The organism is Leptothoe kymatousa TAU-MAC 1615, from assembly GCF_018739865.1.
Lineage (GTDB): Bacteria > Cyanobacteriota > Cyanobacteriia > Phormidesmidales > Phormidesmidaceae > Leptothoe > Leptothoe kymatousa.
The window spans coordinates 39329-60889 of record NZ_JADOER010000012.1 but is presented as its reverse complement, the minus strand read 5'-3'; the positions used below and the strand labels follow the sequence as shown (position 1 = coordinate 60889).

Genomic DNA, 21561 nt, shown 5'->3' with positions numbered 1-21561 from the left:
CCGGCCTAGTTACCATTAGGCCAGGGCTGGGCTACTGCATTTCTTGAATCGGAAACGACTGTCCAGCCTGATAGGCTTCAAAGTACTGCTTGAAATAGGTGGTGCTGGTGACATTAGGTTCGTCGGTGGCATCTGGGGTGTGTTCATAAATCGGAACACGCTGACGGATCACCTCGATTAGTTTTGGATTTAGCTCTTCAAAACTATCCACTCGTCGAATGGTGGTTTCAAATCGCAGACGAGCAGGATGTTCGTAGCCCAACTTCATCCAGGGGAGCCAAGGGCAATCGCGGGCCCATAGGGGGGTGGGCGCTTTTACCCCAGGGCGCACGGCATAGGTGGTGAAATATTCGGTGCCTGTGAAACACTCACCGGGACAATGATCGCGGTATTGGGGCTCACCGGCTAATGGATGGGGATAGGTTAAAGGAATTTCCAGTACTTTTTCTAAGTAGGGCTCACCGGCTGGAATGGTGGTGTTTTTGGGTGAGACGTCCCCCTGCACGACTCGGTTGGCGATGGGCACAACGGGTACAGGGGGTTGGTTAAGAAACGGTTGCCACTGGGTTAAGACGTCGCCGCTTTCTGGGTCGCAGTACAGGCCCAGTTCTCGGTTGATGCGATGGCCATAGTCGCCGTTTTCGCCGGAGCGTAGGAACACTTTAGTGGCGTTCATGCCTGCGATCGCAAATATTTTCTCCAACGGAGCATCCGGTGACTGCCGCCACCACACGGCGCCTTCCCAACGGTAATAAAGTTGGCGGCCATGGTGCTGCCGATAAAAATCTAAGTTACTGACTTGATAAGACTGGCTCAGATCCATAGCTATCAATCCTTACACTCCAATACCGCACCCCAAAATTGATCTCCCGACAGCCGCCACTGCGTTAGATAAATTTCAGCAAAACGTATCAACGACAACCAAACAGGAGCAATTCTAAAGAAAATAAGTAATTAAACCTATTTGTTATACTCCCATGAGATTCTTAACTCAGGTTGATAGTTCAACACGTTTCTAACAGCTTCGAAACATTTGGTTATCGAAAGCATGTGATGGGACGTGAGGGCAAAATATAGGGCTGTACGACACATAGCTTTATTTGCCAATGAACTCCTTAGGTTTTGCTGGCGTCTGTTGATGCTAGCAATTTCAGAACCGGGGTTGTCTGTTTTTTGCGGGCAACTCCTGGGGTGGGTTAACAAGGAGCGGGCGAGGCAGTTTTTACTGTTTCAACCGCTTTTTTTTTCGCTAGGTTTAACTCAACACACAAACAGCACACCATGGAATCATCCGACCAACCACAATCGCTTTGGCAGCTCAAACCTTGGTGGTGTCAGCCCTGGTCCATCATTTTAACGGGCCTAGCCATACCCACCGTAAGCTGGGTATGGCTCCATCGCTGGTGGATTACGACACCGGCAGCGTTAGTCATTTTGGTGTGGTGGTACCTATTCCTATATCTAGTACCCCAGGACTATAAAGCCTCCCAGGGTGACCAATAACCTATCTACCCCGGTGTTTCTGGGAGTTGGGCATTCTCTAGCTGCAGCTCTAGTTCTTCCACGGTGGGCAATGTGCCCTGTAGATCTGCCGGTAGCTCCCGCCCCAACCGATGGGTAGCCACCCCAATGGGCTTGTTCACATCCCGCAGGGAATATTCGGCCACCGTCGCATCGTTTGATTTGCACAGAATCATGCCGATGGTGGGTTGATCGTCCCTGTGGCGCAGCAAGTCATCCACCGCCGACACAAAGAAATTCATTTTGCCGGAAAACTCGGGTTCAAACTCCCCGAGCTTCAGGTCAATCACCACAAAGCACCTCAGCTTCAGGTGATAGAACAATAAATCAATGGCATAGTCTTTGCTGCCTACTTGGATCGGGTACTGACTGCCCACAAAGGCAAAGCCCACCCCCAGCTCTAGCAAAAAATCTCGAATGTGGGACAGCAAGGATTTTTCTAAATCGCGTTCCTGGGCATCGGCAGCCAGGGTGAGGAAGTCAAAATTGTAGGGATCTTTGAGTAAATCCTTAGCCAGATCAGACTGATCGGGGGTTAATGTGCGCTCAAAATTGGTAATCGCCGTACTGGTTTGCTGGTGTAGCCCCTGCTCAATCTGCATCAGCAATACGTTACGACTCCAACCGTGCTCAATGGTTTGGCGGGCATACCATTGACGCTCCTGGGGATCCTTGAGCGCATCCAACAGCCGAACATTATGGCCCCAGGGAATTTGGGAAAACACCTGCTGCACCAGTTGAGCATCGGGATTGGCATCGGCAAAGGCCCGCATATATTTTAGGTTGCGGGCTGAAAAGCCAGTCATATCGGGAAAATCGCGCTTGAGGTCCTTCGCCAGCCGATCGATCACCTTCGTGCCCCACCCTTCCCGCTGCTGCCGGTCTAAAATGTCGCGACCAATCTGCCAATAGAGCAAAATTAGCTCCTGGTTCACCGCCAGGGCTGCCTTTACCTGGGCTGACTGAATCCGCTCTTTGAGAGACTGCAAAAATTGGCGGTAGTTGTCAGGGGACAGGGGATTGGACATGGAGCGAACAGGTTAAACCTGGGAAAAATCTAGCCCAACTATAAACGGTCTTTCACACATTGTTGCTGGCTGCTGCTGCCCGGCCAAGATTAGCCGCTCATAGAAAATAGGCTCTGCACACAAACCAAAGACACCCCCAAGGCAAGATGCCTGGGCGGAGTATTTTGGCTAGCCATGGGGAATTGTTACTTTTCGAAACACGAAAAACTATTTATGACAAGGCCCAACAAAAGAAATTGGCCACCCAAAACCGATAAAGTTCTGAGCAGCCAGGCAATCATCACTATTTAGCACCGGACTTCTACTTAGCAGAAATCTTAGATGCCTTCACAGTTATTAATATAAGCCAATAAAAGTACAAATTATAAATTTTCTTTTGAATACGAATAAAATCGGCTGATGCCTTTGACAATTGAGCCGCGGCCTTCGCGGATAGCACATCGATGGTACGGTGAGCAAGACCCATATCCTTAAGCATTAGGTTTGAGCGATCGCACTGCCCAACTACGAATAGCCGTCATCGGTGGTGGAGCAGCCGGTTTTTTTGGCGCGATCGCAGCGGCCCAAGCCAATCCCAAGGCCCAAGTTACCCTCTACGAAGCCGGTCCTGAGTGTTTAGCCAAGGTGCGCATTTCCGGTGGTGGTCGGTGTAATGTCACCCACCACTGTTTTGAACCAGCGGCACTGGTCCAAAACTATCCCCGTGGGGGCAAAGCCCTGCGCGGTGCCTTTTCCCGGTTTCAACCCCAAGACACCATTGCCTGGTATCGGCAACGAGGTGTGAAACTAAAAACCGAAGCCGACGGGCGCATGTTTCCCGTCACCGATGATTCTGGCACCATTGTGGATTGCTTAGTCAAAGCAGCCCGCACAGCCGGTGTCACCATCAAGACCCGAGCCGCCGTCAAGCAAGTGACCGCCACCGAACCCGGCTTTGTGTTGAGTCTTAAAACCGGCAAAGTAGCCTGCGATCGCATTCTTTGCGCCACCGGCGGCAGTCCCCAAGGACATCGGATTGCCCACAGCCTAGGCCACGCCATAGCATCCCCCGTCCCCTCTCTGTTTACATTCACCGTTAAAGACCCTGACCTCAGAGCCCGCAGCGGACTATCCATGAACCCAGTGGAGGTGAAACTCAAACTCACCGGTCAAAAAAAGCCCCTGACCCAAACCGGCCCTGTCCTTGTAACCCATTGGGGTCTAAGTGGGCCAGCGATCTTAAAACTATCGGCCTGGGGGGCAAGGGCACTGCACGACCAAGGCTACCAAGGCACCATAGTGATCAATTGGGTGCCCCACATGAACCAAGATGAGGTGCGATCGCTACTACAACAGAGCAGACAGGACGGGGGTAAACGGACAATCTCCAACCACAACCCCACATCTGCCCCCAAACGACTGTGGGCCTACTTTATACACAAAGCCCAAATCGATGCGCACACCCAGTGGACCACCCTATCCAACAAAGCCATCAACAAACTCACCCAAGAGCTATGCCAAGGAAACTATAGGCTACAAGGCAAAGGTGTCTTCAAAGACGAGTTTGTTACCTGCGGCGGCATCACCCTCAAAGAAGTAAACTTTAAAACTATGGAAAGCCGCCGCTGTCCAGGCATTTTCTTTGCCGGTGAGATTCTCGACATTGATGGCATCACCGGCGGCTTTAACTTTCAAAGTGCATGGACCACCGGATGGTTAGCGGGTCAAGCCATTGCGATGCCGTGAAGAATTCCTACAAGGACGAGCCCAAATCAAATTCCCTAGACACAATTGAATTAGGCCTAACGCACATAGTTCACACCACAGGTGACCAGCAGCCATTTGCGCAAGCTATGTGCCGTGTAGCTATGAAACCATTCAGCGGCTTGCCTACACACAGCTTATTCTTCTTAATTTCTCGGCTATCGTACACCATGGACTACCATCTATTGATCAAAGATATCCCTAACGCCACAGTGACCCAATACGAGGATACTTTTTTGATCACCGTGGCCAATAGCCAGCTTGCTGCCACCGTTCTAGAACGGGTCATGCATCATAAAGCGTGTTGCTGGATTGGCCTACAGCCACAGCAAAAAGATGACCTACCCAGCATCTATGCGGCCTACCCCCTCAAACTATGGTTAGCCACAGTCGCCACCCAACTGGCAAACGGATAGAAATTCCACCCATTATCAATGAGCCCCATTAAGGCCATGGCAGTACTGCCATGGCCTTTCAGCAAATTTACGTAAGCATGTTAGGCAATCTGGGGCATCCCACCCACAGGCCCCAAAGTAGACATCAAAAAAAGCACTGAACTCTGCCGAAGAAACTTCATCAGAAGATTAAAAAATCACTGATAGAAACAGAATTAAACAGTTTTTTTGAATTGACTTCATAAACAATCGAGACGCAAAAAGGTTGGCATACAAAGACTATAGCCCACCATCAAGATTGTTTAATTCATAAACTCTCTACACAAAGAACAAAACAGATTCCGCAACTTCCTTAACAGAGGAATCACCAATACTTCGCGGTTCATTTATAGTCATCGCCACGCACAACAGCTACATTAGAAATGTGAGAGCGGGGTATTCACCAATATCCAACTGCATGTAAATGACAACAAGACTAAGGAGAGTCACCAACTCCAATTGAGAGACTCTTCCGTATCAGCTCCCTAACATCAGCTGCATACCTCTTGTTTATGACTCAGTAACAACTGCAATTTTCCCGACCATCTTTTGGCCACGGGGACATTGCACCATGCCAAGGATTATTCCGCAGACCACTTTGTTATTAGATTCAACACACCCAGGAACACGCTTTAGATGAACATCCAGTCTCTTAGTGCAGCTTTACCCCAGCAGTTAACATTAAAAGCAGTCAATCGTATTCACAATCACTACACAGATCCTAACGATCCGACTGACACCAGCTATGTTGACCTTGTTATCGAAGACGGTGGTGCGTTGAATGGTACAGTCGATGGCTTCTGCATCGACTCAGACAGAGATATCGGCTTTGGCGTTGATGAGAACTTCAACGGTCAAATCGATGCGAACACTAACGAAGTGGGCAGCAGCTACACCGCTAAAGTCTATTCCAGCTACGAGCCTCTGCCGGACGCACTCGTAGGCACCGGGCTGATTGAAAAGCCCGAAAACCTAGACCTACTCAACTGGATTATCAACCAAGACTTTACTTACCAAACATCCCCTAGCGGTGGTAACTATACTTGGGCCGATCTACAAAGGGCGATTTGGACCCTGATTGATGACGAAAACTCCACGGCTGGTGGCGTTGGCCCAGAAGGTGACTATTGGCAGCAGGCGCGGGTAGATGAGATTGTTGCGGCTGCCCGTACCAATGGCGAAGGCTTTGTCCCTAGCTTTGGCCAAAAGATGGGAGTCATTATTGTGCCTGACACCGATGGTGACGGTGCCCCTGATGCCCAAATCCAGTTTGCGGCGATTGAACTTGCCAAACTCGGGGACAAAGTTTTTGCAGACAGCAACAACAACGGCCTCCAAGATGCCGCTGAAACAGGGGTTGCAGGCGTCACCGTTAACTTATTAGCTGACATCAATGGTGACGGCACCATCGAAGCGAACGAAGTCATTGACACCACCACCACCGACGAAAATGGTGAATATAGTTTCACAGTTGTTGCCGGCGACTATAAAGTTCAGTTTGAAGCGGCTGATGGCCAAGAGTTTACCAGTGCCAATGCGGGCAACGACGCCCTAGATTCTGATGCCGATGTCGTCACTGGCATGACCGGCACCATTAGCCTCAACCCCGGTGAGTATAACTCCACCATTGACGCGGGCATTGTGGTTGATGAACCCAAGGCAAGCCTGGGCGATCGCGTTTGGTATGACACCGATGGTGATGGCGTGCAAGATGCTGGGGAAAAAGGCGTTGAAGGCGTTAAAGTGACCCTCACCGGCGGTGGCGCTGACGGCATCATCGGCACGGCAGATGACACCACGGCTGAAACAACCACCGACGCTAACGGCAACTATCTCTTCGACAACCTCAATGCTGGCGAAGAGTACAAAGTCACCTTCTCTCATTTGCCCGAAGGCTATGAGTTCACCGCCGCTAACGCGACTGAAATAACTGGCGAAGAAGTCATCTTTGACTCTAGTTTTGAAAGCGCCGCCAAGAGAACAGGCTTTGTGAAAAGTGGTCTGGAAGGCTGGCAATCCACCGATGGTTACATTGAGATTCATTCCACTCACAACTCTGCCGATGGCCGGAACCACATCGAGCTAAACGATGATGCCATCAACTACTTTAACGATGCCCGCAATATTTACCGCCATGTGGAGACTGAGGTGGGCAAGCAATATACCCTGACATTCCAATATGCGGCTCGCCCTGGCTTTAGCGCCGATGTAAACGCCATGGAAGTGCGCCTCGATGGCTCCACCCTCTTGGCTCTAGAGGAAGATGGCTCCGGCAGCCGTGGCTATAACTGGAAGACCTACACGGTTTCCTTTGAAGGCGATGGTACATCCAAGCAGCTAGAGTTTCTCTCCACCGGTCAAGCCCTAGCCTATGGTCGCGGTGCTCGCCTAGACGATATTAAGCTCGTCGCTTCCATGGGCAGCAATGATGACACCCGTGATTCTGATGCTGACCCCATTAGCGGCATGAGCCACATTGTCACCCTAGAAGCCGGTAAACACAATTCCACCATTGACGCGGGCATCGTTGAAAAACCCGTGATTACCACTGGACAAATTATTGGCCATGACTGCATCCACGAAGGAGATTCTGCCTCCTACCAGGTGAAGCTCGATGGCATCGTCACCAAAGACACCTACGTCACCATCAATATTGACAACGGCAGTGCGAAGCAGGCCGATGGATATCACCAAGAAACCATTAAGAGCCTATCCAACCCCTACACCCACAACGTGAAATGGGGTGAAAAGGGTCAGCTTTATACCGCTAACCACTACGACCGCTACTATGCATCTCGCTATTGGAATGGAACTCACTGGTTCTCTGGGGACCTGAACCAGCTGCCCGTCGGTGCCCAGAACCTAACGGATGACTTCGAGGTTGCTGGTGCCCAGGGCGACAAGCTGGTGGTGAAGATTGCCGCCGGTAGCGACACCTCCGAGTCCTTTGATATTTCGGCGTTGAAAGAGATTCAGCTGGGCAAGATGTTCTCTAGGGTAAAGGCCACTGAAGGCACTGAGAGCTTTAGCCTCAACATTGAAAAGATTGGCGATATTGACGTCAACACCGGTGCGAAACAGATTCACATTAAGGACAACTACGCCAACTACTCCCCCATCTCGTTCGATTTGAATGGTGATGGCGTCCAAACCGTGAGCATTGACCAGGGCGTGATGTTTGACATGCTCAACACGGGTACGGCTGTGAATACTGGCTGGCTCTCCGGGGAAGATGGCTTCCTGGCCGTTGATAACAATGGCGATGGCCTGATCTCTTCCCGCGCCGAGCTGTTCGGTGGCCTAGTGGGTGATGGCTTTGCCAAACTAGAGACGTTCGACAGCAATGGCGATGGCCTGGTAAATGAGTCGGACGACCTGTTTGGTGACCTGCGTCTATGGCAAGACAGCAATGAGAACGGCTTCACTGACCAGGGTGAGCTAGTTAGCCTGACCACAGCGGGCATCACTGACCTGGTGACTGGCTACACGGATGTGTTTAGCACCGATGCCCATGGCAACGTCCACGGTGAGCACAGTTCTGCTAAGCGCAATGGCAGCACCATCGACATGGTGGATGTGTACTTCCAGGTTGCCGTATAGAACTTCAGGGTCCATGTCCAAGGCAGCCTTAGCTGCCTTGGACACCATTAGCCACACCAACCGGTAAGGGAATCCTTGATCTCCTACCGGTCCTCATACCTAAAGCTTTTAGCGATGCAGTTGGCTCCTCCTGCATCGCTTTTTTATGGGCTGGATTCCGGTCGCTGACCAGCCTCAAATCTCTCCTTGCCAGGTTAAGGTTTGCTCGGCCGTATTCTGGCCAAAGGAGCGAATAATCTTGAGTTCCACCTGGGCCTGGGTGCCTTCGCTCAATAGCTGGGAGCGAATGGGCAACCGGCCTAGGGATAGGGTGAATCGATTGTGATCTTGCTGCACTAAGCCAGGGGGCACAGGGCCGTCAAACTCCAGGTCATAGCGACGACGGCGACCGTCATCATCCGTGGTGCTATAGCGGACTTCAAACCGGGTGTCGAGGACGTCGGATTGTTGGGCTAAATCCACGACATTTAGCTCAAAGGTGCGACTGCGGCCCTCCACTCGGCCCACCGCTAGCTGGGTTACGTCTGCCACGGAGACAATGCCATTGACACGATAGGTGGTGAGGGTATCTTGTTCCACGGTTTCCCCCAGGAGCCAGTAGGTGTCTGGAAAGTTGATGCTGATATTGCCGTTGGGCTGCAGGGCTAAATTCAGCACATCGTTGAAACTGGCCACGGGCTGGGGAGCCTGCCAGTCTAGGGCAAATTGTTTTTCTATGTGGCCTGTGTAGAACTGGTAGGTATTGGCAATGGTGGAACCGGGGGCTAGGAGCTCGGTGGCCCCGGTGCGGGTCTCCCAGAGGTTGCGCGATAGGGTAATCGGTCGATGGGCCACGGTAGCGATCGCAACCGACCGGGTGGGCGCCTCATCGGGAATGACCTCAGTTTGGTTGATCAACACCAGCTTACCTAGGCGCCCCTCCTCGCCATCACGGCCATGGCGACCATCGCGGCCATGGCGACCATCCGTGCAGTCATACTCTTCCAACCGACAGGTGCCGTCGTTGCACACCTCCACGGTCCAGCGCTCATGGGCACAGTCACAGCCGTCGGTACCCTCGCCACCGCGACCACCGCGACCACCGCGGCCCCCCTCAGCCTCCACCAAAATTTGTTGCAGGGCACTGGGTTCTGTGTAATACACCGTGAGGGCACCGCCGTGGCCACCACGGCCCCCATCACCGCCGTTGCCGCCATCACCGCCGTCAGCGGCCTTGAGATCGTGACGTTCTGCTCGGGGTTGGCGCCGACAAAAGATCCGAGTTGCATATTCACCGTCATCCCCATCTTCACCATCGGTGCCCGACAGATCCACCCGCATTGGCGATCCCGTTGCCTGGATGGGGCGGTTGGGTCCATCGCGACCCTCCCGCCCAGATCGGCCATCGCGACCGTCTAACCCATCGCGGCCATAGGTACGACTGGCTAAGGCCTGGGTATCGCAGATATCCACAGCCGCGATGGATACCCAGCTGGTGGCCGTGAGCGTACTAATGGTCAGGGCGCTGAGGCTCCAACGCACCAAGGAAGGCAATTTTAAGGACATGATCATAGGGACACAAACCAAGAATTAGCGGCAGGGCAGCCGCCTCTCTGTTATCTAAAGAAAACTGGCACCATGGCAATGGGGCATGGGACACAGTTTTTTTTGACTACCCTGGGGGATGGGGCGAAATAAGCGTGGATGAGTTGATAGGCTATAGATTGCCTGTAAGCCGGTTGCTTGCCAGTCACCTTGGCTTTATGCCCTAAAGCCTGTGGGCCGAACCGTGGTCCTAGTCCATGTGAAAGACGTTCTCTATCGGTATCCATGTTATCCACCCTCGACGATCTGAAAAATCGCCTACAAACCGCCCTAGTGAATGCGTTTGGCCCTGACTTGGAGGGTACCGATCCGGTATTAGTGCCGACCAATAATCCTAAGTTTGGCGACTACCAGGCCAATGTGGCCATGTCTTTGGCCAAGCGACTCAAGGATAAACCCCGTGCGATCGCAACCAAAATCGTCGAAAACCTCACCATCGACGACCTGTGCGAAGAACCGCAAATCGCCGGTCCCGGTTTTATTAACCTCAAATTCAAAACCGACTACTTGCAAAACCAGCTCAAGGCCGTTTATGCCGATGAGCGTTTGGGCATCCCCACCGCCAACCCGCCCCAGCGCACCATTGTCGACTTTTCTAGCCCCAACATCGCCAAAGAAATGCATGTGGGCCACCTACGCTCCACCATCATCGGCGAAAGCATTGCCCGCACCCTAGAGTTTCTGGGCCACGATGTACTGCGGCTGAACCACGTGGGCGACTGGGGCACCCAGTTTGGCATGCTGATCACCCACCTGCGGGATGTGTGCCCCGAAGCCATGACCGACTCTTCCACCGTGGATATCGGCGACCTGGTGACGTTTTATAAGCAGGCAAAAAAACGCTTTGACGACAACGACGACTTCAAAACCACATCCCGTGAAGCCGTCGTCGATTTACAGTCTGGCGACCCAGAAGCACGCTTGGCCTGGCAGGCCCTGTGCGAACAATCCCGCAAAGAGTTTCAAAAAATTTATGACCGCCTAGATATTACCCTGCAAGAACGGGGTGAATCTTTTTATAACCCCCTGCTAGATGATGTTGTTGTCGACCTCAAATCCCTTGGACTGCTAGAGGAAGACCAGGGTGCCCAGGTTGTTTTCCTCGAAGGTTTTACCAACAAAGACGGCAACCCCCAGCCCCTCATTGTCAAAAAAACCGACGGCGGCTTTAACTATGCCACCACGGATCTCGCCGCCATCCGCCAGCGCACCACCCAAGAAAAAGCCCAGCGGATTATTTATGTCACCGATGCGGGGCAGGCCAACCACTTTGCCCAAGTCTTCCAAGTAGCCAACCGCGCCCAGTGGATTCCTGAAGGCGTCGAACTGGTCCATGTCCCCTTTGGTCTGGTGAAAGGCGAAGACGGCAAAAAACTGAAGACTCGCTCCGGCGAAACCATCAAGCTAAAAGAGCTGCTCAATGAAGCCATCGATCGGGCCGAAAAAGACCTACGGCAGCGCATTGCGGATGAAACCCGTGACGAAACAGAAGAGTTTATCCATACCGTCTCCACCGGGGTGGGGATGGGTGCGGTGAAATATGCAGACCTCAGCCAAAACCGCACTAGCGACTATATCTTTAGTTTCGATAAAATGCTGGCGCTCCAGGGCAACACCGCCCCCTACATGCTGTACGCCTATGTGCGGGTGCAGGGCATTAGCCGCAAGGGAGACATTGACTTTAGCCAGCTAGGGGATGCGCCTATGTTGCTGGCAGAAGAGTCGGAACTCACCCTGGCCAAGCATCTGCTCGCATTAGATGCCGTTGTGATGGAAGTGGCCCAGGAGCTATATCCCAATCGTCTTTGCCAATATTTGTTCGAGCTTAGTCAAAAGTTCAACCAGTTCTACGATCGCTGCTCAGTCCTGCAAGCGGAAGAACCCAACCGCACCTCTCGACTGATGCTGTGCGACCTGACTGCGCGGACCCTCAAGCTAGGTTTATCACTGCTGGGTATTTCGGTCCTAGGGCGAATGTAGCCCGATGGGGGCATGGCCACAACCAACCTGCCAAGGCCCAAAGTAGTAGAAGGCGTACTTTTATAACAAAAGGTACGGTACCGGTTCGGCATTTTTTTCGCTAGGTTGAAGCTTAATAGTATGCACGTATCCCTAGCCGGTCGACCCGCTAATAGAAATTTCTATGCGAAATCTGACTTCCCTGCGTAAACTACGCATGCGGCCCATCATGGCCATCTGGAAACGCTCTTTGGCCAGACTGTTAGACCTGTACGAAGCCAAGCGGGGAAGCTTCATCTCTTTTTTCCCAAAGCTTTTTTGCTTTTTTACACTGCTCAATATCGGCTGTTACTGGTTAGCGCTGCTGACCGCCTATCCCTACGAAGCCTTTGGTGATGAGCGTGTGCATTATTTGCTGCTGCAATTTCCCGTCGGCATCCTAGGGGCACTATTCGACAGTTTGTCGTTTTTTATCACGGTGTGGATTGCGAAGCGTGCTTTGAAGACCACCTCCATTGGCAGCTACATTGCCCACCTCAGCGTTGATATTGTGATTGCCATTGTGGCCACCTGGTGGGTGCTCTTTGTATTTTCAGTATCTGGCTGGTTGATTAGCTTTGTTCTACAGTCGCCAGAATCTTTAGTGGCTAGGGCCGATAAGTATGAAGCACGGGTGGTGCAGGCGATTACCGACCCAACGAGCAAAAGCAATCTGAAGAATATTTATTTTGGTGTGGTTGTGGGTATTTCGGCCATGCTGCCCACCTTTACCCACCTGTTTTTGTCGGTGCAGGCGGTGGCTACCTATTTGAAGAAGTACGCCCAGCGCTGGAGATTGGGGTAGCGATAAATAAATGCGGTCGGTTGGATAGAACGCAGTGCGACCGAACACCTTAAAGCACACACCAACACGCCCAGATTCCTGTAGCATCAGTACATCAGGGGTTATGGAAGGGTCCGTGGGGCATGCAAGCTACAACTAGGGTGTCAGGTGCTTTTAAGGCTGCTATTGCGATCGCAATTTGTCTAGGCATTTTCTTTCGCTTTTTTCACCTAGATCGCAAGGTTTACTGGTTTGACGAGGTTTATAGCACCACCCGCATCGCCGGATATACCATCGCAGAAGTGCGAGCCGAACTGTTTCAAAACCAGATCCTGCCAGCGCCCACCCTACAGAAATATCAGCGGCCCAAACCCAACAGCACCCTACCCGATACCGTTGATGTCTTGATTCAAGAAGACGCTAAGCATCCGCCGCTCTATTACGGACTGGCCAATGTGTGGATGCGACGGGTGGGCCACTCCATCGCAATGTCCAGGTTGCTGCCAGCGTTAATTAGCCTGGTGGCACTGCCCCTGATGTTTGCCTTGGGGCTGGAACTATTTTCGTCCCAGGTTGTTGCGGCCCTAGCAACAGTCTTTTTAGCCCTCTCCCCATTTGATATTTTATTTGCCCAAACAGTGCGGCAATATAGCCTGCTCACCGTGATTATTCTCGGCAGTAGCTGGGCCTTGTTGAGGGCCATGCGGCTACACAAATGGCAAGCTTGGGCCTGGTATGCCGTCGCCTGTGCCCTGGGTTGGTACACCCACCTATTTTTTAGCTTAACGGCCATGGGCCATGGGGTTTATGTTGTCATGCAGCAATGTTTTAGCCGCAGTCCTGCCCGCTCTTTTCGCCACAGGCTACAGCCCCTGATCTCCTATGCGCTCGCGGTTGGCTGTGCCCTACTGCTTTATATTCCTTGGATGATCGCCTTACTCACAGGGGGTGAACGCACCTATGCGTCGTCCAACTGGTTGAGTTCATCCGTTGATTTTCTATACTTGCTCAAGTTTTGGATCTTGAGCTTTAGCAGTCTCTTTTTTGATCTCGATGTGGGCTTTAACCACCCTGGCACCTACCTCCTGAGGCTACCGTTTATTGCCTTAATCGCGATCGCACTTTACCAGGTGCAACGCCACACATCCAAGGGGGCAGGCTGGTTTATCTTAACCTCGGTGCTGGTGCCCTTCCTGGCATTAGCCGTGCCAGATATTGTCTTCGGCGGAAAGCGATCGGCCATTACGCGATATCTGATTTGTTCTTTTCCCGGCATCCAACTGGCAGTGGCCTATTTATTTGGCAAATATCTGTTAAAACGACGCATCTGGCAGGGTATTTTAGCCATCGTACTCACCGGCAGCATTGCGTCTTGTACGGTGAGCGCCTATGCATCGAGCTGGTGGAGTAAGGGGGTGAGTGTGGCCAATGGTAAAACCGCCGCAGCCATCAATCGGTTGGAGGCACCGCTGGTGATTAGCGACCAGGGCAACAGCTCCCTGAACCAGGGAAATCTGATCTCCCTCAGCTATCGTCTAGATGACGATGTGCGCTTATTGTTAATTGACCCGGATGCGATCGCAACAGGTCTTGCCCTAGTCAACACAAGCGACAATGTTTTACTATATGCGCCATCGAGTGACCTACGTCGCCAGGCTGAGGCCGCGTGGGGGGCCTTGACCCATGTGGACCCACCGGAAGCCAATTTACTAGAGCGTGCTCAACCGACAACAGCCCCATAGCCTAAGGAAATGAACAAGACCATGATTGTAATTTTTAACCAGCCCTAAATGAGCTTCGCTAAGCCCGAGTCAAGCTTGAGGATGGCGTTGGCTGTGTCCGAGCCTGGCTCAATAAGCTCAAAATCTTCAAACTCAAACCCTGGGGCAACAGAACACCCCACCAACACCCGATCCTTAATGGGTACCGCCGCCTGCCAGTAACCAGCCGGAATCACGTGGCAAAAGTTCATCGACTTCACCGACAGTTCAATGGATACCATCCCCGTAGACTGGCCATCCCATTGGTACAAGTACAACCCTTCCCCCTGGTAGAGGTTCCACACCTCATCATTAGATACCCGGTGAAACCGACTGACTTCATGGGGCTCTAGGGAAAAATAGATATGGGTCAAGGCCGTCCTGGTTTTATCACCCGATACTACGTGATTGGCAGAACGATACACTTCAAGATAGCGACCACCTTCGGGATGCTTGAGCAGATCGGAGTATTTCATGGGTCTAGGGGTTGATCATACTGGGTATGCCATACCCTAGGCTAAGGGTTCTGGGCACGATGGCAGCTAGAACTAAAGATTTTCCATAGCTATGGGGGCCCGACGCATCCATCAACGGGGACATAGCGAGAAATCCCCCAAACTCGACAATTTTGACAGTGGGGCTCACCGGGGTTTGCCCGTCGAATTTGTGCGGCAATGGCTTGGGCCCGATCTAACGTATCCAACAGGCCAAACTGGTTTGTTTCAGTTGGCGCGAATATGTCTGGAAACGAGCCACAGTTGAGCAACACACTAATACTGTTATCGGCATCAACAATGTCATAGCCACAAAAATCAAACTGTTGTGTAGGTGAGACATGCTGCTCTGGCTCTTGAGTCAGCTCAAGAATGTTGTGTTTGGCTGGATCAAACTGGATTCGGTCCCGTAGATAGGCATAGTCGGTAAAGAAATACACCCTGTTATCAGCATGGATATTGTGGTCCCAATCGGCAGTAGTGAGCGCATCAATCACGGGAGCACACAGCAAACCGTCGACTGTGATAATTTCTCTGGCCTGGGTTCTGCCTGACCACTGGATATACGCTTGCCAAGCCTCTCCGTTGGCAGCCGTAAAACGATGGTGGGCAGAATACATAGGCATCCGCAACAGTAGACAACAATAATGCTGCTATCTGGCTTCTCCATGTAAAAGAAAAGAATATCCCTTCTACCAGGAGATAGTAGGCTGGGCCAGATTAGTCCTACCCTAGCCCATAAAACGGACGATGTATGGGCTAGCCCCCTTAACCGGCATAGGACTGAGGGCGATGGATGTAGAGACATATCAAACACAGTAACCCTAACCCCATTTCCAGTCCATCTGCCCACACTAAAGACTGGGTAGGTACACCATCAACCATCATGCCGAATAATCGCGAGATCCCATAGGACAGGTAAAGCAAGGTGGCAAGCAGGGTGGACGTAAAGGTGAGCTGGGAGATAAATGCGCCAGCGACAATCAACACCCCGGAGGTGAGCAGGAATCCGGCGGGAGCACGCACCTCGCTCAGCAAGTTCACATTGCTGCCAAGATCAATGTGGTTGAGGCCATAGAAGGCGGCGGGCGATCGCAAAATAGACGAGCCCACTAAAACGGCAATTGCCCCGGTCACCCATAGAATTACTTGCAAAAATTTAGATGATTTCATGGTCTTACCTTGGAAAATAAGCATGTGGAAAGTGGGCTACGGAGCATGGCAAAGCCAGTGCGAAATGCTCCGCAGCATAGGTTCAATTGGGTAGCCCCGTCCGCTGATAGAGGGAGAGGGTGAATAGAGCCGCCGCTATAAACGCAGCTACCGTGCGCACATGGTTCCAAAAGGTCCAATCGCTGAGGTATCTGGCCCACAGTCTGGCCCCTTCGGCACTGCTGGGATTGACCACCGCTAGGGCATCGTTGAGGGGAATATTGCCAGCGACGGTAACGCCAATGGTGCCAATGACATAGACCATGGCCCCCACGAGCCAGTAGATGGCACCGGGCTGGTAGAAGTGGCCCAGGGCTGCGATCGCTAACACCACACCCACCACCGCCGGACCAAAAAACGCCGCCATAAACCAAGGATTAATAACCGTGATGTTGATGGACTGCATGGCCGCGATGCCAGAGGCGGGGGTTTGTTGCCCCAGGGCCTGCATCACAAAGGTAGAAAATGCAAAGAAAATGCCCGCGCTGAGGGCGCTACCCACCGCTGCACAAAGAACTAACGGCAACCGAAACGTTTGAAACAGGTCCATAATGCCTCTAAAAAAATGTAGGAGTACGGGAAAAGCCCCCAGGGGTTGGGGCCTAGAAAGCGGAGTGCGTGGAAGCGGGATAGGTTTAGTAAGACAGGCTGGGAGTCTGGTACAACGAGGACTGGTCCGATAGTTGCTTCAAAATAAAGTCCGCCACATCGGCCCGAGAAATTTTCAATTGGGTCGTCCGATCGGTACTGGGAAAACCATGGCGATACTGCCCGGTGCGTGGCCCATCAATAAAAGCTCCGGCGCGCACAATGGTCCAATCAAGGTTGCTTTGCCGCACCAAGTTTTCCTGGCGCTGATGATCGGCAAACACATGGCGCAAAATCAGACCAAACATAATGTACTTCCAGTAGAAGTCCAGATTGCCCCAGCTATCGCCAGTGCCCATGGTGGACTGGCAAATCAGTCGGCGCACGCCCACCGTTTCCATCGCTTGAATAATCTGCTGAGTCCCTTCCGAGCGCACAGTGCCCGTGAGCTTTTTACCCGAACCCAGCACACAGACCACGGCCTCCTGCCCGGCGATGGCCTGTTCCACGGCCTGCGGATCCATTACATCTCCTTGGACCAGGGTCAAACTGGGATGCTGCATATCCAAATTATCCACGTGGCGGGCAAAAGCGGTCACCCGATGGCCCTGGTCTAGGGCTTGGTCTACCACCTGGCGACCAACGCTGCCGGTTGCGCCGAAAATTACGAGTTTCATAAGCTGTGTAGCTCCTATGCAATGACACCCTCAGCTTAGGAATCGAGTTGCCATGGCGCTGTCACATTATTGGGGAACTATCACAATCTTGCGATGGGTTTGCAGATCGAGACGAAAACCACGGTCTACAATGGCAAATGAAGCCGATGGTAGCGCCCGAGATTGGCCCTATGTCCGAATCTGCCCCCCTGCCCGCCTACAGCCTGCCCCCCAGTTGCCAACCTGGGACTGATGAAAGTAAAGCAACCATGCGCATTACGCAGTTGCACAATGCTGCCTCTGGGGAAGGGCCATACCATTGCGCAGATGGGCACACCCTCTTTATGTCCCTGGCCCCCCGTCCGGTGCACTATTTACAAAAGCAAGATGGCAAAACCTACACGGGGCTATACCAAAAAGGGGAGCTATTGATTACACCGGCCAACACGCCCCTATTTGTCCGCTGGGAAGGGATAGAAAATTGCCTGCAAATTCAGCTAACGGATGCGTTTCTAAAACGAATTGCAGGGGAAACGTTTGGTGGCAATGGGGAAAGGCTACAGCTAGTGCCATCGTTTCAGCAGCGGGATGGCCAGGTAGAAGCGATCGCAAACCTGATCCTCACCGAATATCAACAAAACCCAACAGGCAACCAGCTATACACAGACTCCCTAGCCAACATTTTGGCCGTCAACCTATTGCGCCAGTTTGCCACCACCCAACGACAATTGCCCACCTATGCAGGGGGCCTGCCCCAGCGACAGCTAATCATTATTTTGGACTACATCGACGCCCATTTAGACCAAGAGATTAAGCTAGCCAGCCTAGCTGCCCTGGTGGACATGAGCCAATTTCACTTGAGCCACCTATTCAAACAATCCATGGGGTTATCGCCCTATCAATATCTGTTGCAACAACGCATAGAACGAGCCAAACAACTCCTACAAACAACAGATGGATTGATCGCAGATATCGCCCTAGAATGCGGCTTCAATAGCCACAGCCATTTAACCAAACAGTTCCGCAAAGCCACAGGCATAACCCCAAAAATATTTCGCACGAACAAGGGTTAGGTGAATGCACAAAAAGACGTTTCACCCATGGAAACCCTCACGTATACAGTAATCGTTCAACATCCACCACCAGCTAAGCGCAGCCGAAACTAAAACCTCACCAATATTTCCTGATCCCTCGCCCCCGCTAGCTGAGCGCAGCCGAAGCTAATACCCAACCGAGCCCACCCTGAATCCCCCACCAGCTAAGCGCAGCCGAAGCTAATACCAAACCGAGCCCACCCTGAATCCCCCGCTAGCTGAGCGCAGCCGAAGCTAAAACCACACCAATCCCACCCTGAATCCCCCGCTAGCTGAGCGCAGCCGAAGCTAAAACAATACCGATCCCACCCTAGCGATTTACGTTCTATCCCTTATCCCGCAGCACATAAACATACGCTTCTACCATCTCATCATTCTGCATTTTCACATTCACCACCACCCGCCGATAATCTTCCCCCTCAAACTCATCCAGCTCAGCCCAGTGAGCGGCCAAATGCTCAGAACAAAACACATGTCCCAAGATTTCATCCCCAGTCTCATCTAACACAATCCCTGGATAGCCCATGGCCGCACCCCAGCCCTGGGGCCGTAAATACCCCTGAACCATTGCCTTTTCCCAGGTGCCACCAATGGCACTCAGCACGTGCTCATTGGGCCGACCTGGACCTAACGTACCGTATACAAATAAACGTTGCATAATACAAATAGAGCTACCACACCTTCTTCTTTAACAGATCATTTTAAACCGGGTTGAAAGAGATTGAAGCATCGCGCATCAACAGACAGAACAAGAAACTATTGTTCCTTGACTTTATGCGTTCATATTATGAGCTCTATCCATGATGCGGACTATGTACATGGACCTGGCTGCGGCCATAAAGCTGCCCCCTGCCATATCGTTAATGACCACCTGCACTATCCCCACTGGGCCATTGCGATCACCATGGCCCAGTGAAACTGGTAATCGCTCCCTAACTGGGTAAGCATTGAGAGCGTTAACCCATCAGCCACCGCAGACTATTAGCCCTTTGCGGCAGTTGATGGGTATAGGCAACATTAGGTTTTAACCGCTGAGCCTAGCGCGCTAATGTTTGTCGACGGCGCAGGGTCATCTTTAGTGGAATGACGGATTGTGACGGATCAGGTCCATAAACTCTTGGCGAGTGCGGGCGTCGTCAGCAAACACCCCTTGCATGGAACTGGTAACAGTCCAAGAACCGGGCTTTTGCACACCGCGCATGACCATGCACATGTGGGATGCTTCCACCACCACTGCCACCCCCTGGGGCTGCAGCAGTCCCTGGAGGGCGTTGCCAATTTGCTGGGTGAGCCGTTCTTGCACCTGTAGTCGCCGCGCATACATTTCACAAATACGGGCAATTTTGGAGAGGCCAATCACCTTGCCGTTGGGAATGTAGGCAACATGGGCACGGCCTAAAATCGGCAAGATGTGGTGCTCACAGGAACTAAACAAGTCAATATCTCGCACCAGTACCATTTCGCTGGCATCTTCATGGAAAACGGCTCCATTGAGCAATTCATCCAGGGACTGGTTATAGCCAGAGGTTAAATATTTGAGGGCTTTGACCACCCGCTTGGGGGTGTCAATCAACCCTTCACGGTCGGGGTCTTCGCCTAGGCCTAATAGCAGTGTACGGACCGCTTGCTGCATCTCTTCGTCTGAAACAGGGGCCTTAGATTCAGTTTTAATTAACTGTTTACGAACGTCGTCAGAGGAAATGGAAAAGGTCATAAATAAGTTAGTGGGTAAATTGTGGCTAGAGTTATCAAACTGTCGAGCGATGGCGCAGCCGGTCCAGAGGACCATCGCAAACCGCTCAACCCCCTTCAATCAAGGACTGAAAGACTGGAATTGCAATTGCCCCATAGACAACTGCTCGCCAGGAAACACTGTCCTGACGAATTTTAAGAATCAGGCCAGGCATGCCGTCAGCTGTTGCTGAATGTCGTCGCCATTGAGGTGTCGCCCGATCAAAACAAGTTGGTTGCGTGGTGGTGTGGACCATTCTTCTCCATCAATGGAAAATCGGGGACCACTGAGCTGAAAAATGTTGCGCAGGTCGCTTTCTTTAAACCAGAGAATTCCTTTTCCTCGAAATACAGTCTTTGGAAGATTGTTTTGTAAAAAGTGTTCAAATTTTGCTACCTGGAAGGGGCGATCGCTCTCAAATGCAATTGAGACAAACCCGTCATTATCTAGGTGGGCGGAGTGGTGGTGGTCGTGACCATGATGCCCATGGTGGTGGCCATGATGCCCATGGTCGTGATCATGGTGGTCGTGATGATTGTCGTGACCATGGTGATCGTGATGATCATGCCCATGGTGATCGTGTTCTAATCCGGCATAGTCTTCAGGGTTGTTATACCCGACATCTAAAATTAACTGCAGGGGTACCTGACCCTGCTGACTATGCAAAATCCTTGCCCTCTCTTTAATACTACTCAAATACTTTTCTAACTCTTTCACCTGATCCGTTGGAGCTAGATCAACTTTGTTTACAATTGTAACATCTGAATAGGTAATTTGTTTTAATGCGGCTTCACTTTCAAAGTGATCGGGGGTGAAGGTTTCGGCATCCACCATGGCGATGATGGAATCCAGTCGGGTGAGATCTCGCAGTTCTGTGCCTAGAAATGTGAGAATAATGGGCACTGGGTCGGCCACCCCGGTGGTTTCAATTACCATGTAGTCAACTTGGTCCTGCCGCTCCATAATTCGATAAACGGCATCCACCAGATCGTCGTTGATGGTGCAGCAAATGCAACCATTGCTCAGTTCCACCATGTCTTCATCCATGGTCACTAACAGCTGGCTGTCGATGTTAATGTCGCCAAATTCATTGACGAGAATGGCAACTTTTAGGTCTTTATTGTTGCTGAGGATATGGTTTAAGAGGGTGGTTTTGCCACTGCCGAGGAACCCGGTGATGATGGTGACGGGCATTCCTCTTTTGGTGGGATTGGGGGCTGTGGAAGTTGTCATGGTTTGAGCTCTGGAAGCAACAGGGTGGGTTGGGGTGGGTTGGGTATTATTCAGAAAACAAGGATATTTCTGGCAAAGAAGTTACCAGTTATCCAGGCCC

Annotated in this window: 20 protein-coding genes; 9 read left to right on the top strand and 11 right to left on the bottom strand. The window is 51.9% G+C overall.

From position 1 onward, the window contains the following. Positions 1-31: 31 nt before the first annotated feature. Positions 32-823 carry a DUF1838 family protein gene (locus IXB28_RS13550; RefSeq protein WP_215619140.1) on the bottom strand — a complete coding sequence of 264 codons (792 nt, stop codon included), beginning with the start codon at positions 821-823 and terminating at the stop codon, positions 32-34. A gap of 458 nt (positions 824-1281) precedes the next feature. Here IXB28_RS13550 and IXB28_RS13545 point away from each other — a divergent pair, with 458 nt between their 5' ends. Continuing rightward, positions 1282-1503 carry a DUF6737 family protein gene (locus tag IXB28_RS13545; protein ID WP_215619139.1) on the top strand — a complete coding sequence of 74 codons (222 nt, stop codon included), beginning with the start codon at positions 1282-1284 and terminating at the stop codon, positions 1501-1503. A gap of 5 nt (positions 1504-1508) precedes the next feature. On the opposite strand, the gene IXB28_RS13540 is transcribed toward IXB28_RS13545, so the two are convergent. Continuing rightward, entirely contained in the window at positions 1509-2549 is a 1041-nt protein-coding gene (locus IXB28_RS13540) for a PDDEXK nuclease domain-containing protein (RefSeq protein WP_215619138.1), read from the bottom strand. Between the two features lie 483 nt (positions 2550-3032). Between IXB28_RS13540 and IXB28_RS13535 the strand changes: the two genes are divergently transcribed. The 3 genes from IXB28_RS13535 (at position 3033) to IXB28_RS13525 (ending at position 8326) form a co-directional block, all read left to right on the top strand. Then, positions 3033-4274 (top strand): BaiN/RdsA family NAD(P)/FAD-dependent oxidoreductase, encoded by a 1242-nt coding sequence (locus IXB28_RS13535; RefSeq protein ID WP_215619137.1) that lies wholly within the window; start codon positions 3033-3035, stop codon positions 4272-4274. A gap of 188 nt (positions 4275-4462) precedes the next feature. Beyond that, entirely contained in the window at positions 4463-4708 is a 246-nt protein-coding gene (locus IXB28_RS13530; protein WP_215619136.1) for a hypothetical protein, read from the top strand. Between the two features lie 654 nt (positions 4709-5362). Beyond that, positions 5363-8326: an SdrD B-like domain-containing protein gene (locus tag IXB28_RS13525; RefSeq protein WP_215619135.1), complete on the top strand. Its 2964-nt coding sequence runs from the start codon at positions 5363-5365 to the stop codon at positions 8324-8326. Between the two features lie 174 nt (positions 8327-8500). On the opposite strand, the gene IXB28_RS13520 is transcribed toward IXB28_RS13525, so the two are convergent. Continuing rightward, a complete protein-coding gene (locus IXB28_RS13520) occupies positions 8501-9877 on the bottom strand; it encodes a hypothetical protein (RefSeq protein WP_215619134.1) in 1377 nt (458 codons plus the stop codon). Positions 9878-10135: 258 nt separating this feature from the next. Here IXB28_RS13520 and argS point away from each other — a divergent pair, with 258 nt between their 5' ends. The 3 genes from argS (at position 10136) to IXB28_RS13505 (ending at position 14434) form a co-directional block, all read left to right on the top strand. After that, positions 10136-11890: an arginine--tRNA ligase gene (gene argS, locus IXB28_RS13515; RefSeq protein WP_215619133.1), complete on the top strand. Its 1755-nt coding sequence runs from the start codon at positions 10136-10138 to the stop codon at positions 11888-11890. 163 nt (positions 11891-12053) lie between these two features. Further along, positions 12054-12713, top strand: a complete 660-nt coding sequence (locus tag IXB28_RS13510) for a hypothetical protein (RefSeq protein ID WP_215619132.1) — start codon at positions 12054-12056, stop codon at positions 12711-12713. Between the two features lie 122 nt (positions 12714-12835). Then, the gene (locus tag IXB28_RS13505) at positions 12836-14434 is read left to right on the top strand and encodes a glycosyltransferase family 39 protein (protein WP_215619131.1); all 1599 of its coding nucleotides are present in this window, start codon (positions 12836-12838) and stop codon (positions 14432-14434) included. Positions 14435-14478: 44 nt separating this feature from the next. On the opposite strand, the gene IXB28_RS13500 is transcribed toward IXB28_RS13505, so the two are convergent. The 5 genes from IXB28_RS13500 to IXB28_RS13480 form a co-directional block, all read right to left on the bottom strand. Continuing rightward, a complete protein-coding gene (locus IXB28_RS13500) occupies positions 14479-14928 on the bottom strand; it encodes a cupin domain-containing protein (RefSeq protein ID WP_215619130.1) in 450 nt (149 codons plus the stop codon). Between the two features lie 89 nt (positions 14929-15017). Further along, positions 15018-15566 carry a PDDEXK family nuclease gene (locus tag IXB28_RS13495; RefSeq protein WP_215619129.1) on the bottom strand — a complete coding sequence of 183 codons (549 nt, stop codon included), beginning with the start codon at positions 15564-15566 and terminating at the stop codon, positions 15018-15020. Positions 15567-15714: 148 nt separating this feature from the next. After that, positions 15715-16119, bottom strand: coding sequence for a DUF4345 domain-containing protein (locus IXB28_RS13490; protein WP_215619128.1), 405 nt, complete (start codon positions 16117-16119; stop codon positions 15715-15717). Positions 16120-16201: 82 nt separating this feature from the next. Continuing rightward, entirely contained in the window at positions 16202-16708 is a 507-nt protein-coding gene (locus IXB28_RS13485) for an anthrone oxygenase family protein (RefSeq protein ID WP_215619127.1), read from the bottom strand. 85 nt (positions 16709-16793) lie between these two features. Then, a complete protein-coding gene (locus IXB28_RS13480; RefSeq protein WP_215619126.1) occupies positions 16794-17423 on the bottom strand; it encodes an NAD(P)-dependent oxidoreductase in 630 nt (209 codons plus the stop codon). A 170-nt stretch (positions 17424-17593) separates the two neighbouring features. Between IXB28_RS13480 and IXB28_RS13475 the strand changes: the two genes are divergently transcribed. Next, positions 17594-18475 (top strand): helix-turn-helix domain-containing protein, encoded by an 882-nt coding sequence (locus IXB28_RS13475; protein ID WP_215619125.1) that lies wholly within the window; start codon positions 17594-17596, stop codon positions 18473-18475. Positions 18476-18821: 346 nt separating this feature from the next. On the opposite strand, the gene IXB28_RS13470 is transcribed toward IXB28_RS13475, so the two are convergent. Next, the gene (locus tag IXB28_RS13470; protein ID WP_215619124.1) at positions 18822-19154 is read right to left on the bottom strand and encodes a gamma-glutamylcyclotransferase family protein; all 333 of its coding nucleotides are present in this window, start codon (positions 19152-19154) and stop codon (positions 18822-18824) included. A 129-nt stretch (positions 19155-19283) separates the two neighbouring features. Here IXB28_RS13470 and IXB28_RS16845 point away from each other — a divergent pair, with 129 nt between their 5' ends. Continuing rightward, entirely contained in the window at positions 19284-19412 is a 129-nt protein-coding gene (locus IXB28_RS16845; RefSeq protein WP_274609698.1) for a hypothetical protein, read from the top strand. 159 nt (positions 19413-19571) lie between these two features. On the opposite strand, the gene folE is transcribed toward IXB28_RS16845, so the two are convergent. After that, a complete protein-coding gene (gene folE, locus IXB28_RS13465; RefSeq protein WP_215619323.1) occupies positions 19572-20210 on the bottom strand; it encodes a GTP cyclohydrolase I FolE in 639 nt (212 codons plus the stop codon). Positions 20211-20390: 180 nt separating this feature from the next. Then, positions 20391-21461 (bottom strand): CobW family GTP-binding protein, encoded by a 1071-nt coding sequence (locus IXB28_RS13460; protein ID WP_215619123.1) that lies wholly within the window; start codon positions 21459-21461, stop codon positions 20391-20393. Positions 21462-21561: the final 100 nt, after the last annotated feature.

What these genes read in the sequence shown, in the direction of transcription:
- IXB28_RS13550 (WP_215619140.1), bottom strand. Translation starts at nt 823, where the DNA reads ATGGATCTGAGCCAGTCTTATCAAGTCAGTAACTTAGATTTTTATCGG.
- IXB28_RS13545 (WP_215619139.1), top strand. Translation starts at nt 1,282, where the DNA reads ATGGAATCATCCGACCAACCACAATCGCTTTGGCAGCTCAAACCTTGG.
- IXB28_RS13540 (WP_215619138.1), bottom strand. Translation starts at nt 2,549, where the DNA reads ATGTCCAATCCCCTGTCCCCTGACAACTACCGCCAATTTTTGCAGTCT.
- IXB28_RS13530 (WP_215619136.1), top strand. Translation starts at nt 4,463, where the DNA reads ATGGACTACCATCTATTGATCAAAGATATCCCTAACGCCACAGTGACC.
- IXB28_RS13525 (WP_215619135.1), top strand. Translation starts at nt 5,363, where the DNA reads ATGAACATCCAGTCTCTTAGTGCAGCTTTACCCCAGCAGTTAACATTA.
- IXB28_RS13520 (WP_215619134.1), bottom strand. Translation starts at nt 9,877, where the DNA reads ATGATCATGTCCTTAAAATTGCCTTCCTTGGTGCGTTGGAGCCTCAGC.
- argS (WP_215619133.1), top strand. Translation starts at nt 10,136, where the DNA reads ATGTTATCCACCCTCGACGATCTGAAAAATCGCCTACAAACCGCCCTA.
- IXB28_RS13510 (WP_215619132.1), top strand. Translation starts at nt 12,054, where the DNA reads ATGCGAAATCTGACTTCCCTGCGTAAACTACGCATGCGGCCCATCATG.
- IXB28_RS13505 (WP_215619131.1), top strand. Translation starts at nt 12,836, where the DNA reads ATGCAAGCTACAACTAGGGTGTCAGGTGCTTTTAAGGCTGCTATTGCG.
- IXB28_RS13500 (WP_215619130.1), bottom strand. Translation starts at nt 14,928, where the DNA reads ATGAAATACTCCGATCTGCTCAAGCATCCCGAAGGTGGTCGCTATCTT.
- IXB28_RS13495 (WP_215619129.1), bottom strand. Translation starts at nt 15,566, where the DNA reads ATGTATTCTGCCCACCATCGTTTTACGGCTGCCAACGGAGAGGCTTGG.
- IXB28_RS13490 (WP_215619128.1), bottom strand. Translation starts at nt 16,119, where the DNA reads ATGAAATCATCTAAATTTTTGCAAGTAATTCTATGGGTGACCGGGGCA.
- IXB28_RS13485 (WP_215619127.1), bottom strand. Translation starts at nt 16,708, where the DNA reads ATGGACCTGTTTCAAACGTTTCGGTTGCCGTTAGTTCTTTGTGCAGCG.
- IXB28_RS13480 (WP_215619126.1), bottom strand. Translation starts at nt 17,423, where the DNA reads ATGAAACTCGTAATTTTCGGCGCAACCGGCAGCGTTGGTCGCCAGGTG.
- IXB28_RS13475 (WP_215619125.1), top strand. Translation starts at nt 17,594, where the DNA reads ATGTCCGAATCTGCCCCCCTGCCCGCCTACAGCCTGCCCCCCAGTTGC.
- IXB28_RS13470 (WP_215619124.1), bottom strand. Translation starts at nt 19,154, where the DNA reads ATGCAACGTTTATTTGTATACGGTACGTTAGGTCCAGGTCGGCCCAAT.
- IXB28_RS16845 (WP_274609698.1), top strand. Translation starts at nt 19,284, where the DNA reads ATGAGCTCTATCCATGATGCGGACTATGTACATGGACCTGGCTGCGGC.
- folE (WP_215619323.1), bottom strand. Translation starts at nt 20,210, where the DNA reads ATGACCTTTTCCATTTCCTCTGACGACGTTCGTAAACAGTTAATTAAA.
- IXB28_RS13460 (WP_215619123.1), bottom strand. Translation starts at nt 21,461, where the DNA reads ATGACAACTTCCACAGCCCCCAATCCCACCAAAAGAGGAATGCCCGTC.